Annotated in this window: 14 protein-coding genes; 4 read left to right on the top strand and 10 right to left on the bottom strand. The window is 74.0% G+C overall.

Going from position 1 to position 14,393, the window contains the following annotated elements; all coding sequences use genetic code 11:
* The first annotated feature begins 30 nt into the window (after positions 1–30).
* Positions 31–1,068 (top strand): HNH endonuclease, encoded by a 1,038-nt coding sequence (locus CLV35_RS06085; RefSeq protein WP_121192575.1) that lies wholly within the window; start codon positions 31–33, stop codon positions 1,066–1,068.
* A gap of 22 nt (positions 1,069–1,090) precedes the next feature.
* On the opposite strand, the gene CLV35_RS06080 is transcribed toward CLV35_RS06085, so the two are convergent.
* Together CLV35_RS06080 and CLV35_RS06075 are read right to left on the bottom strand one after the other, a co-directional pair.
* Complete coding sequence (locus CLV35_RS06080) at positions 1,091–2,002, bottom strand: NAD(P)H-hydrate dehydratase (protein WP_231121546.1); 912 nt, start codon at positions 2,000–2,002, stop codon at positions 1,091–1,093.
* The gene (locus CLV35_RS06075) at positions 1,992–2,726 is read right to left on the bottom strand and encodes a histidine phosphatase family protein (RefSeq protein WP_121192573.1); all 735 of its coding nucleotides are present in this window, start codon (positions 2,724–2,726) and stop codon (positions 1,992–1,994) included. Before CLV35_RS06075 ends, CLV35_RS06080 begins: the two co-directional genes overlap by 11 nt.
* Before the next feature lie 97 nt (positions 2,727–2,823).
* Between CLV35_RS06075 and CLV35_RS06070 the strand changes: the two genes are divergently transcribed.
* Positions 2,824–4,563: a long-chain-fatty-acid--CoA ligase gene (locus tag CLV35_RS06070; protein ID WP_231121545.1), complete on the top strand. Its 1,740-nt coding sequence runs from the start codon at positions 2,824–2,826 to the stop codon at positions 4,561–4,563.
* 17 nt (positions 4,564–4,580) lie between these two features.
* The gene (locus tag CLV35_RS06065) at positions 4,581–5,123 is read left to right on the top strand and encodes an MOSC domain-containing protein (RefSeq protein WP_121192571.1); all 543 of its coding nucleotides are present in this window, start codon (positions 4,581–4,583) and stop codon (positions 5,121–5,123) included.
* Here CLV35_RS06065 and CLV35_RS06060 read toward each other — a convergent pair.
* From CLV35_RS06060 to CLV35_RS06050, 3 genes are read right to left on the bottom strand one after another with little or no spacing between them, the layout of a single operon-like run.
* Positions 5,104–5,505 carry an ankyrin repeat domain-containing protein gene (locus CLV35_RS06060; protein ID WP_121192570.1) on the bottom strand — a complete coding sequence of 134 codons (402 nt, stop codon included), beginning with the start codon at positions 5,503–5,505 and terminating at the stop codon, positions 5,104–5,106. The two genes, CLV35_RS06065 and CLV35_RS06060, sit on opposite strands and share 20 nt — an antisense overlap.
* On the bottom strand, positions 5,498–5,725 hold the full coding sequence (locus CLV35_RS19945) for a DUF5302 family protein (protein ID WP_183061776.1): 228 nt from the start codon (positions 5,723–5,725) through the stop codon (positions 5,498–5,500). Before CLV35_RS19945 ends, CLV35_RS06060 begins: the two co-directional genes overlap by 8 nt.
* 10 nt (positions 5,726–5,735) lie before the next feature.
* A complete protein-coding gene (locus CLV35_RS06050) occupies positions 5,736–6,260 on the bottom strand; it encodes an NUDIX domain-containing protein (protein ID WP_407938189.1) in 525 nt (174 codons plus the stop codon).
* Here CLV35_RS06050 and CLV35_RS06045 point away from each other — a divergent pair.
* Positions 6,259–7,470, top strand: a complete 1,212-nt coding sequence (locus CLV35_RS06045; RefSeq protein WP_183061774.1) for an aminoglycoside phosphotransferase family protein — start codon at positions 6,259–6,261, stop codon at positions 7,468–7,470. The genes CLV35_RS06050 and CLV35_RS06045 overlap by 2 nt on opposite strands.
* Before the next feature lie 9 nt (positions 7,471–7,479).
* Here the strand turns inward: CLV35_RS06045 and CLV35_RS06040 are convergent, their stop codons facing one another.
* The 5 genes from CLV35_RS06040 to CLV35_RS06020 all read right to left on the bottom strand — a co-directional run bounded on the left by CLV35_RS06040 (position 7,480) and on the right by CLV35_RS06020 (position 14,364).
* Positions 7,480–9,984: a DEAD/DEAH box helicase gene (locus tag CLV35_RS06040; protein WP_121192569.1), complete on the bottom strand. Its 2,505-nt coding sequence runs from the start codon at positions 9,982–9,984 to the stop codon at positions 7,480–7,482.
* Between the two features lie 81 nt (positions 9,985–10,065).
* Positions 10,066–11,583 carry an MFS transporter gene (locus CLV35_RS06035; protein WP_121192973.1) on the bottom strand — a complete coding sequence of 506 codons (1,518 nt, stop codon included), beginning with the start codon at positions 11,581–11,583 and terminating at the stop codon, positions 10,066–10,068.
* A 125-nt stretch (positions 11,584–11,708) separates the two neighbouring features.
* The gene (locus CLV35_RS06030) at positions 11,709–12,626 is read right to left on the bottom strand and encodes an aldose 1-epimerase family protein (protein ID WP_121192568.1); all 918 of its coding nucleotides are present in this window, start codon (positions 12,624–12,626) and stop codon (positions 11,709–11,711) included.
* Entirely contained in the window at positions 12,626–13,441 is an 816-nt protein-coding gene (locus tag CLV35_RS06025) for an ABC transporter permease subunit (protein ID WP_121192567.1), read from the bottom strand. The genes CLV35_RS06030 and CLV35_RS06025 overlap by 1 nt, the downstream gene beginning before the upstream one ends.
* On the bottom strand, positions 13,438–14,364 hold the full coding sequence (locus tag CLV35_RS06020) for an ABC transporter ATP-binding protein (RefSeq protein WP_121192566.1): 927 nt from the start codon (positions 14,362–14,364) through the stop codon (positions 13,438–13,440). The genes CLV35_RS06025 and CLV35_RS06020 overlap by 4 nt, the downstream gene beginning before the upstream one ends.
* Between the last annotated feature and the right edge of the window lie 29 nt (positions 14,365–14,393).

The raw sequence follows: 14,393 nt of genomic DNA, 5'->3' as shown, positions 1-14,393 counted from the left end.
CTCGCCGGCCGTCGTGGCATCCTCGCCGACGTGCCCGCGCCCGACCGCTCCCCCGCGCCGGAGCAGGTGGCGGCCCGGCTGCTCGAGCTCGCGGTGGTGCGCAGCCGGGCGAGCACCGTCGAGCTGGCGGCGCTGAGCGCGCTGCTCGACCTCGTCGTGGCCGACCCGCTGCGCAGCGCCGTCGGGCTCGACGAGCTGGCCGAGCGGGTCGTCGAGCTCTACTGGGCGCAGGTGCAGCCGCTCGCCGACGGCCGCGCGCTCCCGCAGGCGGGCGGCACCTCGCGCCAGCCGGCGCTCGTCGAGGAGGTCGCCGCCCTGGCCTCGGCCGGGCGGCTGGCCGGCACGCGTACCGCTCGGGCGACCGGCGCGGCGCACCCGGCGCGCTGGTCGGCGGCCGTGCGGCGCGTCGCGCTGCTGCTCGCGCAGTCCGCGCTCCCCCACCTGCAGTCCCCGGGGCCCGACCTGCTGTTCGAGTCGGGCTGGCTGCACCGGCGCACCACCCAGGCCGAGCTCGACGAGCGCGGCCGCGCGCTCGAGCTGCTGCCCGGTACGCCGCGGCAGCTCGCGCTCGCCGCTCCCCTGCTCCGCCCGGCCCTGCAGAGCGAGTGGGCCGCCGTCGTCGCCGACGCGGCAGGCGCCTCCCCGACCGGCCTCGGCCGCCTGCTCTTCGGTCTGCCGCCGAGCGCGCAGCAGCTGCGCGAGGCGCTGCTGGAGGCGCAGGACGGCCGGTGCCTGCTGTGCGGCGGTCGGGCGCGCGACGCGGTCGTCGACACCGTCGTGCCGTGGCGCCGGCTGCCGCTCGACGCCGCCGCCAACCTGCTCGTCGCCGACGCACGGTGCAGCCGCGAGCGCGCCGGGGCCCTGTTGGCCCTCCCCCTGGTCTTCCGGTGGTCGCGCCGGCCCGCGCCTGCGCTCGAGGAGCCCGACGACAGCGAGCGCGTGCGCCGGGCGATGGTCGGGGCCTACCGCAGCGCGCCCGCCGGGTCGCCGCTGTGGCGGGCCCGCGGCAGCTGGGAGGTCGCCGGGGGCCAGGAGGGCGAGCGGATCGCCGCGTTGTTCGGCGCCTGAGCCGCGCCGGCGACCGCCCGGCTCAGACCTCGATCTCGGAGAGCACCCGCGGGAACTGCCCGGGCAGCTCGCGGGCCAGGAACCCGGTGCGGCCCACCTCGGCCGCGAGCCGGTCGCCCGCCCGCCGGTGCAGGTGGACGCCCCACACTGCGGCCTGCTCCGGACCGGCACCCCGGGCGGCGAGGCCGGTCACTGCTCCGGCGAGCACGTCGCCGGACCCGGACACGCCGAGCCCGCGCCCTCCCGCGAGGTCGTGCCACACGAGACCGTGCGCCGCGCTCGTGAAGGACTCGGTGGCGCCGGAGGTGACGACCGACCCGGTGAGCCCGGCGAGCCGGCGCACGGCCGCCGCGACGTCGTCGTCACCGAGGGAGCCGGGCTCCTCGTGCAGCGAGATGGCCAGCTCGGCGAGGTTGGGGGTCAGGACGGTCGGCCCGCTGCGCTCGCGCAGCAGCGCGGGGTCGTCGCCCGCCACCGCGAGCCCGAGCGCGTCGAGCACCAGAGCGCCGCTGACGGCGGGCAGCAGCGCGCGCACCAGCGCCATCGTCTGCTCGACGCCCACCATCCCCGGCCCGACGAGCACGGCCGCGGCGTCGGCGGCGAGCTCGGCGATGCGGTCGGCGGCGGCCGGGTCGAGGGAGCCGTCGTCGAGCTCGGGGACGGGCAGCACGAGGGCCTCGGGCAGCGCCACCGCGAGGTGCTGGGCGCTCGAGGCCGGTGCCGCCACCTGCAGCTTGCCGGCGCCGGCGCGCATCGCCGCCTCGCCCGCGAGCAGCACCGCGCCCGGCGTCTGAGCGCTGCCGCCCACGACGAGCGTGCGGCCGCGCGACTCCTTGCCGGTGCCGTCGTTGGGCAGCAGCCAGCCCCTCAGCAGCGCGTAGGTGACGGTGCGCACGCCGCCGTCGGGGGTCTGGTTCGGGCTCTCAGACGACACGGGCGCTCGCATCCGGCTCGGCGGTGACGGTCGCCGACTCGGCGACGTGGGAGACGCGGTTGTAGCTGCGCAGCACGAGGCGTCCCTCGGCCGCGGCGTAGGTGGTCGTGCCGCAGTTGGCGAGCGGCTCGTCGGAGTCGATCGCGAGCACGCCCTTCTCGTCGAGCCGCTCGAGCGCGTAGCGGAAGCACATGATCACCGCCTGGTGCGACACGACGAGCACGCGACCGCCGGGGTGCTCGGCCCGGACGTCGCTGAGGACGCTGCGGACGCGGAGGGCGACGTCGGCCCAGCTCTCGCCGCCGGGCGGCCGGTAGTAGAACTTGCCGAGGTGCGCGCGACGAGCCGCCTCCTCCGGCATCGCCTCGCGGATGCCGCGGCCGGTGAACCCGTCGAGGACCCCGAGGTCGCGCTCGCGCAGCCGCTCGTCCGGAGCGGGCACGAGGTCGAGCCCGCCGGCGCGCAGGGCCAGCTCCGCCGTGGCCGTAGCCCGCGCGTAGGGCGAGCACAGCACGACCTCGGGCGGCTCCTCCAGCTCGCGCAGCCACGCGCCGACCGTCTGGGCCTGGCTGCGGCCGGTGTCGGTGAGGGGCACGTCGGGGTCGCGCACGTCGAGGTCGAGCCGCGCCGCGCCCGCCTCGCGGGCGGCGCGGTCCGCCACGTTGCCCGTGCTCTCCCCGTGGCGCAGCAGCCAGAGCCGCTCGGGCTCGCGTCGATCGACCATGCGACCCCGCTACCCCGTTCGACCGGCCCCGACGCCACGCGGCCTCGGGTCCGACCGGGCGCGGCCCGCGCGGCGGCGTGGCGTGGACACTGGGGGCGTGACGACGACAACGGGCAGCACCGACAGGCGATGGCTCGCGGCGTACGCCGAGGGGGTCCCCGCCGACGTCGACGTGCCCGAGGCCCACCTCGGCCACCTGCTCGAGCGCGCCGTCGCGCAGTTCCCCGACTCCCCCGCGCTCGACTTCTACGGCTCGGTCACCACCTACGCCGAGCTCGGCCGGCGGGTCTCGGCAGCCGCCGGGGCGCTGCGCTCGCTCGGCGTCGGCCGCGGCGACCGGGTCGCGATCGTGCTGCCCAACTGCCCGACGCACGTCGTCGTCTTCTGGGCGGTCCTGCGGCTGGGCGCCGTCGTCGTCGAGAACAACCCGCTCTACACCGCCGAGGAGCTGGTCCGCCAGCTCGCCGACTCCGGCGCGGAGGTCGTCCTGGCGTGGGAGAAGTCGGTGGCCACCGTGCGCGCGGTGCAGCCGCGTACGTCGGTGCGCACCGTCGTCGCGGTCGACCTCTCGGCCGATCTGCCGCGCGCCAAGCGCCTGGCGCTCCGGCTCCCGGTGGCCGCCGCGCGTACGACGCGGGCAGCGCTGCGGGCGCCGGTGCCCCGCGACGTGCCCCGCTTGGGCACGCTGCTCACCAGGGCCCGGCCGGTGGGCGAGGAGGTGCCGCTGCCGGCGCCGGACGACCTGGCGCTGCTGCAGTACACCGGCGGCACCACCGGCGAGCCCAAGGGCGCCATGCTCACGCACCGCAACCTGCTCGCCAACGCGGAGCAGTCCGCGGCCTGGGTGCCCGGCCTGCGCCAGGGCGCCGAGACGTTCGCGGGCGTGCTGCCGGTCTTCCACGCCTACGGCCTGACCCTGTGCCTCACCGCTGCCACCCGGCTGGCCGCCTGTGTCGTGCTCTTCCCGCGCTTCGACCTCGACGCGTTCCTCCAGGCGATGCGCCGGCGGCCGGTGACGTTCCTGCCGGGAGTGCCGGGGATGTACGACCGGCTGGCCCGCGCGTCGGAGACGACCAGCGCCGACCTCAGCTCGATCCGCTTCTCGCTCTCGGGAGCCATGGCGCTGCCGCCGGTGACGGTCGACGCGTGGGAGAAGGTCACGGGGGGCCTGCTGGTCGAGGGCTACGGCATGACCGAGACGTCCCCCATCACCGTGGGCAACCCCCTGTCGGACCGGCGGCGCCCCGGCACCGTCGGCGTGCCGTTCCCGTCGACCGAGGTGCGCATCGTCGACCCCGCCGCGGTCGCCGCCGGCGTCGACCCCGGCCCGCTGCCGGAGCGCCCGCTCGGGGAGGCGGGCGAGCTGCTGGTGCGGGGGCCGCAGGTCTTCGCCGGCTACTGGAAGCGCCCGGAGGACACCGCCGCGACGCTGCTGCCCGGCGGGTGGATCCGCACCGGCGACATCGCCGTCATGGACGACGACGGCTTCGTGTCGATCGTCGACCGCATCAAGGAGCTGATCATCACCGGCGGCTTCAACGTCTACCCCAGCGAGGTGGAGGACGTGCTGAAGACGCACCCCTCCCTCACCGACGCGGCAGTGGTCGGGCTGCCGGTCGAGCACGGCGGCGAGGAGGTCGTCGCGGCGGTCGTCGCTCGCGAGCGCGGCAACCTCGACGAGGAGACCCTGCGGGCCTGGACCCGCGAGCGGCTCTCGGGGTTCAAGGTGCCCCACCGCTTCGTCGTCGTCGAGGAGATCCCCCGCAACCCGATCGGCAAGACGCTGCGCCGGGAGGTGCGCGCCGAGCTGCTGCGGCGCGCCGAGGAGCAGCGCTGAGCTCCCCGCCGGTCGCGGTGGCGCCCGAGCCGGGTACGTCGTGGCCGGTCGAGGTGCTGCACCTGCTGGTGTCGAGCGCGCACGCCTACGCCGGCCGGCCCGCTGACGGCCCGGGAGAGGTGGTGACCGACGACCGCGACGAGGTGGAGGTCGTGGAGGGCAGGGGCATCGTCGGCGACCGCTACTTCGGCAGGCGTGCGCACGCGGCGGCCGCCGTCACGCTGTTCGCGGTCGAGTCGCTCGAGCACGTCTCCGGCGTCGTGGGCGTCCCCGACCTCGACCCGCTGCTCGCCCGTCGCAACCTCGTGCTGCGCGGCGCCGACGTGGCCGCACTGCGCGGCGTGGAGTTCGAGCTGCGGACGGCGGCCGGCAGCGTACGGTTCGCCGGCCGCCGCCCCGCCAACCCGTGCGCCTGGATGGACGTGGTCTACGCGCCGGGCGCCTTCCGCGCGATGCGCGGGCGGGGCGGCCTGCGGTGCACGCCGCTGACCTCCGGGCGGCTGTCGCGGGGCCCGGCCGTGCTCGATGTGGGAGCGCCGGTCAGCCCGGCTCCGCGCTGAGCAGCTCGAGCATCTCCGGCAGGTCGAAGAACCGGGCCGTGGCCAGGGCCGAGGGACCGCCCGCGTGGACGTCGGCGCCGGCGGCCAGCAGCGCCTGCACCGCGCCGACGTCCTGCCGGAAGACGGCCGCGGCCAGCGCCGTCTGCCCCCGGTCGTTGACCCGGTCGGGCGCCGCGCCGCGGGCGAGCAGCGCCGCCACCGTGTCGGCGTGGGCGTGGTAGGCCGCCAGGATGAGCAGGGTGTCGCCCTTGGCGTTGGTGAGCTCGACGGTCAGGCCGGCGTCGAGCAGCTCGCTGAGCTCCGCCGTGCTCCCGGCACGCGCCAGGTCGAAGCAGTGGTGGGCGAACTCGACCAGCTCGTCGTCGAGCGGCGCGTCAGCCACCCGACTTGCGGCGGAACTGCCGCTGGACCTTGCCGCCCGCCGAGGGGCCGACGCCGCGGCCCTGCGCACCGCCGGCACCCACGGCACCGTGGCCGTGCTTGCGGGCCAGCGCCTCCTGGAACTTGCGGCGCATCGCCTCGTCGCTCGACTCGGCGGCCTGGGGCGCGTCGGCCTCGGGGGCGTCGGCCTCGGACGGCTCGGGAGCGGGGGTCTCGGTCATGCCGCGCAGCCTACGACCCGCTGCCGACGACGGCGAGCAGCCGGTCGAGGAAGACCTGCTGGCTCTCGAACAGCTTGCGGCGCGCGGTCGCGACGTCGAACCATCCGGCCCGGTCGATCTCCGGGAACTCCTGGACCCGCCCGCTGCGTGGCGGCCACTCCATCTCGAACAGGTTGCTCTCGACCTCGGTGACGTCGAGATCGCCCTCGACCGCCCAGATCGTGTTGACCTTGCCGCTGCGCTGGCGCGACTCGCCGAGCGCGACGGGGTCGCCAGGCGGGGGCGCGACGCCGATCTCCTCGGCGAACTCGCGGTTGGCTGCAGCCAGCGGCTCCTCGTCGGAGTCGTACTCGCCCTTGGGCATCGACCAGTGCCCGTCGTCCTTGTTGACGAACAGCGGCCCGCCCGGGTGGGCGAGCAGCACTTCGACACCGGAGCCGTCGGAGCCGCCACGCCGCCAGACGAGCAGACCTGCGCTTCGCTTGTGCACGAGCGCACCGTACCCAGCCCCTGCTGCTGCGATGCTCGTGCGCATGGACGCGGACGACTTCCCCCCGCCCCGCACCGTGACCCTCGTCCTGTGCGACGGGGCCGGCCGGGTGCTCGGCTCGCTGCCCGAGTTCGACGTGGACCTGCCCTGGTGGATGGAGGTCGGCCCGGTCGTCGAGCAGGCGCGCTCCCGCCACGGGCTCGAGGTCACCGTGCTGCGACTGCTGCGCGCAGGCACCACCGGGCTGCGTGCGGGCGGGCCGGTCACCTACCTGGTGGAGGCGGCCGACGGCGTACGCGCCGCTGCCGTCTGCGAGCCGTGGTCCGGCACGCTCGACGACTCGCCCGCTCGGCTGCCCCACGCCCGGCCCGGCGGCCCGGCCGCAGACCTCCGCTGGGCCGACGAGGTGCTCGCGGCGCGCGGGACGCGGCGCACAGGGCCTGGACAGCAGGTGCGCACCTGGAACCTCTCCAGCCTGTGGCGGCTGCCACTGGCCGACGGAACCGCCTGGCTCAAGGTGGTGCCGCCGTTCCTCGCGCACGAGGGGGCGCTGCTCCGGTGGCTCGAGCGGCACGGCGACCACCGCATACCACTCGTGCTGGGCGCCGACGGCGCACGCACGCTGCTGGCCGACGTGCCGGGTGACGACCAGTACGCCGCGGTGCCGCCGCTGCTGACCGACATGCTCGACCTGCTGGTGCCGGTGCAGGCGATGGCAGCTGCGCACGTGCCCGACCTGCTCGGGCTCGGCCTGCCCGACTGGCGGGCCGACGCGCTCGTCCCGCTCGTCGAGGACGTCGTGCGCCGCAGGCGGGTCGAGCTCGAAGACGTGGCCCAACGCCTGGATGCGCTCGTGTCCGGACTTCCCCAGCGCCTGGCCGAGGTGGCATCGTGTGGCATCCCCGACACGCTGGTGCACGGCGACTTCCACCCCGGCAACGTGCGCGGCGTGCCCGGGCGGCTCGTGCTCCTCGACTGGGGCGACAGTGGCGTGGGCTGCCCGCTGCTCGACCGGGTGGCGTTCCTCTCGCGCATCCCCCCGCATCACCGCGACCTCGTGCGCAGCCGCTGGGACGCCCTGTGGGCCGAGGCCGTGCCGGGCAGCGACCCCACGCGCGCGGCCGAGCTGCTCGAGCCGGTGACCGCGCTGCGCCAGGCTGTCGTCTACCAGCGGTTCCTCGACGGCATCGAGCCGAGCGAGCACGTCTACCACGAGCAGGACCCCGCCGAGTGGCTGCGGCGGGCGGTCGGCTGAGCGGGCGCCTCAGAGTCGGTTGACGTCCGTGACCTTCAGCACGGCGGTGCCCGCCTCGTCGGACGCCGCGAGGTCCACCAGTGCGGAGATGCCCCAGTCGTGGTCCTCGGCGGGGTCGGCGAAGACCTGCCGCACCCGCCACTGCGTCGGCTCCTCCTCGACGAGCAGCAGCTTGGGGCCGCGGGCGTCGGGGCCGGTGCCGATCTCGTCGTGCTCGGCGAAGTAGTCGTCGAGCGCGTCCTGCCAGCGGTCAGCGTCCCAGCCGGCGTCCTTGTCGAGCTCGCCCAGGTCCCACGCGCGCCGCAGCGCCGCGAGCTCGACGCGGCGGAACAGCGCGTTGCGCACCAGCACGCGGAAGGCGCGCTTGTTGGCGGTGACCGGCGGCGGGCCGGTGTCGCGCAGCACCGGGCGGGTCGGGTCGTCGCCCGGGTGCGCGAGCTTCTCCCACTCGTCGAGCAGGCTCGAGTCGACCTGGCGCACCAGCTCGCCGAGCCACTCGATGAGGTCGTCGAGCTCCGCCGTGCGCGCGTCCTCGGGCACCGTCTGCCGCAGCGTCCGGTACGCGTCGGCGAGGTAGCGCAGCACCAGCCCCTCGGAGCGCGCGAGGTTGTAGTAGCCGACGTACTCGACGAAGGTCATCGCGCGCTCGTAGAGGTCGCGCGCGACCGACTTCGGCGCGAGCTCGACGTCGTGCACCCACGGGTGGCCCTTGGCGTAGAGCTCGTAGGCCGCCGTCAGCAGCTCCTCGAGCGGCTTGGGCCAGGTCACGCCCTCGAGCAGCTCGACGCGCTCGTCGTAGTCGATGCCCTCAGCCTTCATCGCGTTGACCGCCTCGCCGCGGGCCTTGAACTGCTGGGCCGAGAGGACCTGGCGCGGGTTGTCGAGCGTGGACTCGAGCACGCTGAGGACGTCGAGGGCGTAGTCGGGCGACTCGCGGTCGAGGAGCTCGAGGCTCGCCACCGCGAAGGGGCTCAGCGGCTGGTTGAGCGCGAAGTTCGCCTGGAGGTCGACGGTCAGCCGCACCGTACGTCCCTCGTCGTCCGGCTCGTCGAGCCGCTCGACCACTCCCCCGGCGAGCAGCGCGCGGTAGATCGAGATGGCGCGCGTGATGAGCCGGCGCTGGTTGGCGCGCGGCTCGTTGTTGTCCTCGAGCAGGTGGCGCATGGCCACGAACGCGTCGCCGGGGCGCGCGATGACGTTGAGGATCATGGCGTGCGAGACGGTGAAGCTCGAGGTGAGCGGCTCGGGCTCGGACGACACGAGCCGGTCGAAGGTCTTCTCGCTCCACGTGACGAAGCCCTCGGGCGGCTTCTTCTTCACGATGCGCTTGAGCTTCTTCTCGTCGTCGCCTGCCTTCTTGACCAGGCGGGCGTTCTCGACCTCGTGCTCCGGCGCCTGCACCACGACGGTGCCGGCGGTGTCGTAGCCGGCCCGCCCCGCTCGGCCGGCGATCTGGTGGAACTCGCGGGCGTTGAGGTGGCGGGTGCGGGTGCCGTCGTACTTGGACAGCGCCGTCAGCACGACGGTGCGGATCGGGACGTTGATGCCGACGCCCAGGGTGTCGGTGCCGCAGATGACCTTGAGGAGCCCCTGCTGCGCGAGGGTCTCGACGAGGCGGCGGTACTTCGGCAGCATGCCGGCGTGGTGGACGCCGATGCCGTGGCGGACCAGGCGCGACAGCGTGCGCCCGAACCCGGCCGCGAAGCGGAAGTCGCCGATGGCCTCGGCGATCGCGTCCTTCTCCTCGCGCGTGCAGACGTTGACGCTCATGAGCGCCTGCGCGCGCTCGAGCGCCGCGGCCTGGGTGAAGTGCACGACGTAGACGGGAGCCTGCCGGGTGACCAGCAGGTCCTCGAGCGTCTCGTGCATCGGCGTGCGCGCGTAGGAGTACGAGAGCGGCACCGGCCGCTCGGCGCTCTTGACCACGGCGGTGGGTCGGCCGGTACGCCGGGTCAGGTCGCGCTCGAAGAAGGTGACGTCGCCGAGGGTCGCCGACATGAGCAGGAACTGCGCGCCGGTCAGCTCGAGCAGCGGCACCTGCCAGGCCCAGCCGCGCTGCGGGTCGCCGTAGAAGTGGAACTCGTCCATGACGACCTGGCCGACGTCGGCCCCGGGCCCGGTGCGCAGCGCGATGTTGGCCAGCACCTCGGCGGTCGCGCAGATGATCGGCGCCGTCGGGTTGACCGACGCGTCGCCGGTGAGCATGCCGACCCGCTCGGCGCCGAAGACGGCGCACAGGGCGAAGAACTTCTCGGAGACCAGCGCCTTGATCGGCGCGGTGTAGAAGGTACGGCGCCCCGCTGCCAGTGCGGCGAAGTGGGCGCCGGTCGCGACCAGGCTCTTGCCCGAACCGGTGGGCGTGGCGAGGATGACGTGGGAGCCGCTGACGACCTCGAGCAGCGCCTCTTCCTGCGCCGGGTAGAGCGTGAGCCCCTGCTCGGTGGTCCAGGCCTCGAACGCGGCGTAGACGGAGTCCGGGTCGGGGGACGCGGGCAGCGCGTCGAAGAGGCTCATGTCCTCGCCGATGCTACCCGCGCCCCTGTGTCCGGACCCGCCGGCGCGTCCCCGCTGGTGGACGCGCGGCGGGTTCGGACGCTAGCCCTTGGTGAGGCGGTCGGTGCGCGGCGTACGCTCCGCCGGCGCCTGCTCGACGGCGACCTTGCGCACGAAGCCGAGGGGCGTGGCGACGTCCTCGAGCGACTTGCCCTCGGCGTCGACCGCGAGGACCGCAGCCACCACGCCGCCGACGATCATGACGGCGGCACCGAGCAGGTAGCCGTAGAACAGCTTGTCGGGGTTGGACCCGTCGCCGATCAGGCGGCCGTAGATGTGGGGGCCGAGCGAGCCGAAGCACTGCGCGATGGCGAAGAACACCGCGATCGCCTTCGCCCGGACCTCGATCGGGAAGATCTCGCTGACGGTCAGGTAGGCAGCGCTGGCGCCGGCCGAGGCGAAGAAGAAGATGACCGACCAGCACAGGGTCTGGGTCGTCGCGTTGAGCGCGTCGGTGTGGAAGAGCTGCGCGGTGACCAGGAGCAGCACGCCCGACAGCAGGTAGGTGCCCGAGATCATCTTCTTGCGGCCCAGGGTGTCGAACAGGTGGCCGAGGGTGAGCGGACCGAGCAGGTTGCCCAGCGCGAAGGCGATGAAGTAGTAGGGCAGGTTGCCCGTGCTCACGTCGTAGAACTTGGTGAGCACCAGCGAGTAGGTGAAGAAGATGGCGTTGTAGAGGAACGACTGGGTGATCATCAGCGTGGCGCCGAGGATCGAGCGCGACGGCAGCTGCGAGAACAGCACCTTCGTCAACGCCAGGTAGCCGACGCCCGGGTCGGGCGTGATCTCGATCGCCTTGCTGTCGGGCACGTCCTTGAGCTTGCGGCCCGACTCCTGGACCCAGCGCTCGATCTGCGCGATCGTCGCCTCGGCCTCCTCCTCGCGCCCGTGCATCATGAGCCAGCGCGGGCTCTCCGGCAGGTGCCGCCGGACGAACAGGATGACCAGGCCCAGCACCGGGCCGAGCAGGAACGCGAGGCGCCAGCCGACCTTGTCGGAGATGTTGTTGAGGATGATCAGCTGGGCGATGGTCGCGAGGAACGCGCCGCCCCAGTAGGTGCCGTTGACCAGGATGTCCACGCGCCCGCGGTACTTCGCGGGCATCATCTCGTCGATCGCGGAGTTGATCGCGGCGTACTCGCCGCCGATGCCGATGCCGGCGATGATGCGGGTGAGGTAGAGGAACGCCAGGCCCGCCCCGTGGCCGCTCCACGTGGCCGCGGTCAGACCACTGCCGACCAGGTAGATGCCCAGCGTGATCATGAACAGGTTGCGCCGGCCGAGCCGGTCGGAGAGCCGGCCGAAGAACAGGGCGCCGACGACCTCGCCGAGCAGGTACCACGTCGCGATGTCCCCCACCGCGCCGGAGGTCATGTGGAGCGTGTCCTCCTTGCTGAGGACGGCTCCGACGACGCTCGCGATCTGGATCTCGAGCCCGTCGAGCACCCAGGCGACGCCCAGCGCCACCACCATGCGGGTGAAGAAGGGCGACCACGGGAGCCGGTCTATCCGTGCAGGGACAGTGCTTCGTACGGTCACCTCGGGTTGCGCTGTCCCCATCGACATCGAACCAGCCTCCTGGGTCGTTCCCTGCGGCGAAGCGCCACGCAGGGAACTACCGCAATCCCGGCTTCGTTCAAACTCGCCCGGTGCGGACCCGATCGGGTGAGCCGCCCGCGCCGGCGTCAGGCCACGGCGATGCCCCAGGTGCCGCGGAAGGTCTCTCCCGGCTCGAGGCGCACGACGTCGACACCGCTGGAGAAGGCGTTGGGGGGCGAGGTCATGGGCTCGATGGCCACGGCGTCGCGGTCGCGGCCCTGTCCCACCTCGTCTGCGGTGTAGACGAGCACGTAGGGGAACGACTCGTCCTGCCAGAGCGTGACCGTGCGCTGCCCGTCGCCCGCCTCGAGCACCGTCCGGGCCATGCCGTCGCTGTCGCGCCGCAGGTCGGTGAAGGTGGTGTTGATGCTGCGCTCGCCGAGGGCGCCCTCGACGTCGTAGGCGCTGCCGGAGACAGGGGCCCGCCCGACCGGCACCATCGTCGCGTCGACGGGCAGCCACGTGGCGGCGGGGATGCGGACGCTGTCGCCGTCGACCTTCGCGCCCGGGCTGGCCATCAGGTAGGGGTGCGCACCGTACGCGTAGGGCGCCGGGCCGGCGCCGGCGTTGGTCGCGGTCGTGGTGACCGTGAGCCCGTCGGGCGCGAGCGCGTAGGCGACCGAGAGGTCGAGGGTGAACGCGTAGCCCGGGGCGGGGTGCAGCCGCAGCGTCCAGGTCGCCGACGACGCGTCGCTCTCGGCCAGCGTCCACGACTGCCAGCGGGCGGTGCCGTGGCTGGCGTTGCCGAACTTGTGCTCGTTGACGGCGAGCTGGAGGGTTGCGCCCTCCCAGGTGTAGAGGCCCCAGCGGATGCGGTTGGGCCACGGGATGAGGTGGGCGCCGCGCGCCGAAGGGGCCATCTCGTCGAGGGCGTAGCCGTCGACCACCGGACGGCCGCCGACCGACAGCTCGCGCAGCCCGGCACCGACCTCCACGACGGTGGCACGGGCATCGCCGGCGACGAGCTCGACCTGCCGCCCGGACGCGGGCACCGAGGCCGGCATCAGGCGTCCCGGCGGGTGAGGAGGAACGCACCGATGACGAGGACCACGAGCCACTCCAGGGTGAAGACCGCGTAGCCGGCCCACGGGCTCAGCACGTCGTCGGCGACGGTGCGGGCGTCGGTGATGTGCTGGCCCGCGTTGGAGGTGAAGTACTTGGTGACCGCGTCGCCGACGCTGCCGGGGATCGCGTTGGCCAGCAGCGGCAGCACGAACAGCAGTGCCACGACCGCGGTGATCGAGCCCGCCGAGTGCCGCAGCACGCTGGCGACTGCGAGGCCGAACAGCCCGCACCCGGCGACGTAGAGGCCACCGCCGACCACCGCCCGGAGCACGCCAGGGTCGCCGAGCCCGACGGAGCCGTCCTTGCTGGCGAAGAAGGCCTGGCCGATGAAGAAGGCGGTGAAGCAGGTGACCAGGCCGGCGACCAGGCACAGCCCGGCCACGACGAGCGCCTTGGCCGCGAGGACGGAGAGCCGTCGCGGCACCGCGACGAACGTCGTGCGGATGCCGCCGGTGGAGTACTCGCTGGCGAGGCTCAGGACGCCGAGGACCGTGATCGCGAGCTGGCCGAACAGCAGGCCCGACATGGACGCGCCGGCGGGTTCGAAGTCGGAGCCGCGGTCGGCCCAGTTGGAGACGATGGCCCAGCTGATCAGGGTGGTGAGCCCCACGGTGACGACGAAGGTCGCCAGCAGGGTCCACCAGGTCGAGCGCAGCGACACCACCTTGGTCCACTCGGCGCGCACGACGTTGGGGAAGCGGGCCCCCGACGCGGGCGGCTGGGTCCTGGGCGCAGGTGCGGCGGTGGCGGTCATCGCTGTCCCTCCGGAGCGGTGTGCGGGTCGGCGACGTAGTCGAGGCTGTCCTTGGTGAGCTCCAGGAAGGCCTCCTCGAGCGAGGATCGCTGGGAGAACAGCTCGTGGATCGTGATGCCGGCGGCGGCAGCGGCGTCGCCGACCTCGTCGGTCGCGACGCCCGAGAGCTCGAGGTAGCCGTCGACGGCGGTCGGCACGTGGCCGCGCGACGCCAGCACGGAGGCGAGCTCACCCGCCTGCGGCGAGCGGACCCGCACCTTGGTGGCGGAGTTCTGCTCGATGAACTCGGGGGTGGAGGTGTCGGCCAGCAGCCGCCCGCGCCCGATGACGACCAGGTGGTCGGCGGTGAGGGCCATCTCGCTCATCAGGTGGCTCGACACGAAGACCGTGCGACCCTCCGCGGCCAGCGAGCGCATGAAGTGCCGGATCCACAGGATGCCCTCGGGGTCGAGCCCGTTGACCGGCTCGTCGAAGAGCAGGACGCTCGGGTCGCCCAGCAGCGCAGCGGCGATGCCGAGGCGCTGGGACATGCCGAGGGAGAACCCCTTGATGCGCTTGCGCGCCACCGACGACAGGCCGGTGAGCTCGAGGACGTCGCCGACGCGGGACGCCGGCAGCCCGTTGGACTGCGCCAGCGCCAGCAGGTGGGCGCGGGCGGTGCGCCCCCCGTGCACGTCCTTGGCGTCGAGCAGCGCACCGACCTCGCGCATGGGCGCCGCCGCGCGGGTGTAGGGGTGGCCGTTGACCAGGGCCTCGCCCGCGCTCGGCCGGTCGAGCCCCAGGACCATGCGCATCGTCGTCGACTTCCCGGCGCCGTTGGGCCCGAGGAACCCCGTGACGACGCCGGGCCGCACCGTGAACGACAGGTCGTCGACCGCGAGCGTGCTGCCGTAGCGCTTGGTCAGGCCGCGTGCCTCGATCACCGCATCCCTCTCCCCTGGGTGGTGGGCCG

Origin of the sequence: Motilibacter peucedani (assembly GCF_003634695.1) — a bacterium.
In the GTDB taxonomy this organism is placed as follows: Bacteria; Actinomycetota; Actinomycetes; order Motilibacterales; family Motilibacteraceae; genus Motilibacter; species Motilibacter peucedani.
Note: the sequence above shows the minus strand (reverse complement) of the source record. Positions and strands in the feature narration are given on the sequence as shown.

Bases quoted from the DNA above. Each gene is read 5' to 3' on its own strand.
- CLV35_RS06075 (WP_121192573.1), bottom strand. From the start codon at position 2,726: ATGGTCGATCGACGCGAGCCCGAGCGGCTCTGGCTGCTGCGCCACGGG.
- CLV35_RS19945 (WP_183061776.1), bottom strand. From the start codon at position 5,725: ATGACCGAGACCCCCGCTCCCGAGCCGTCCGAGGCCGACGCCCCCGAG.
- CLV35_RS06045 (WP_183061774.1), top strand. From the start codon at position 6,259: ATGGACGCGGACGACTTCCCCCCGCCCCGCACCGTGACCCTCGTCCTG.
- CLV35_RS06050 (WP_407938189.1), bottom strand. From the start codon at position 6,260: ATGCGCACGAGCATCGCAGCAGCAGGGGCTGGGTACGGTGCGCTCGTG.
- CLV35_RS06040 (WP_121192569.1), bottom strand. From the start codon at position 9,984: ATGAGCCTCTTCGACGCGCTGCCCGCGTCCCCCGACCCGGACTCCGTC.
- CLV35_RS06035 (WP_121192973.1), bottom strand. From the start codon at position 11,583: ATGGGGACAGCGCAACCCGAGGTGACCGTACGAAGCACTGTCCCTGCA.
- CLV35_RS06030 (WP_121192568.1), bottom strand. From the start codon at position 12,626: ATGCCGGCCTCGGTGCCCGCGTCCGGGCGGCAGGTCGAGCTCGTCGCC.
- CLV35_RS06025 (WP_121192567.1), bottom strand. From the start codon at position 13,441: ATGACCGCCACCGCCGCACCTGCGCCCAGGACCCAGCCGCCCGCGTCG.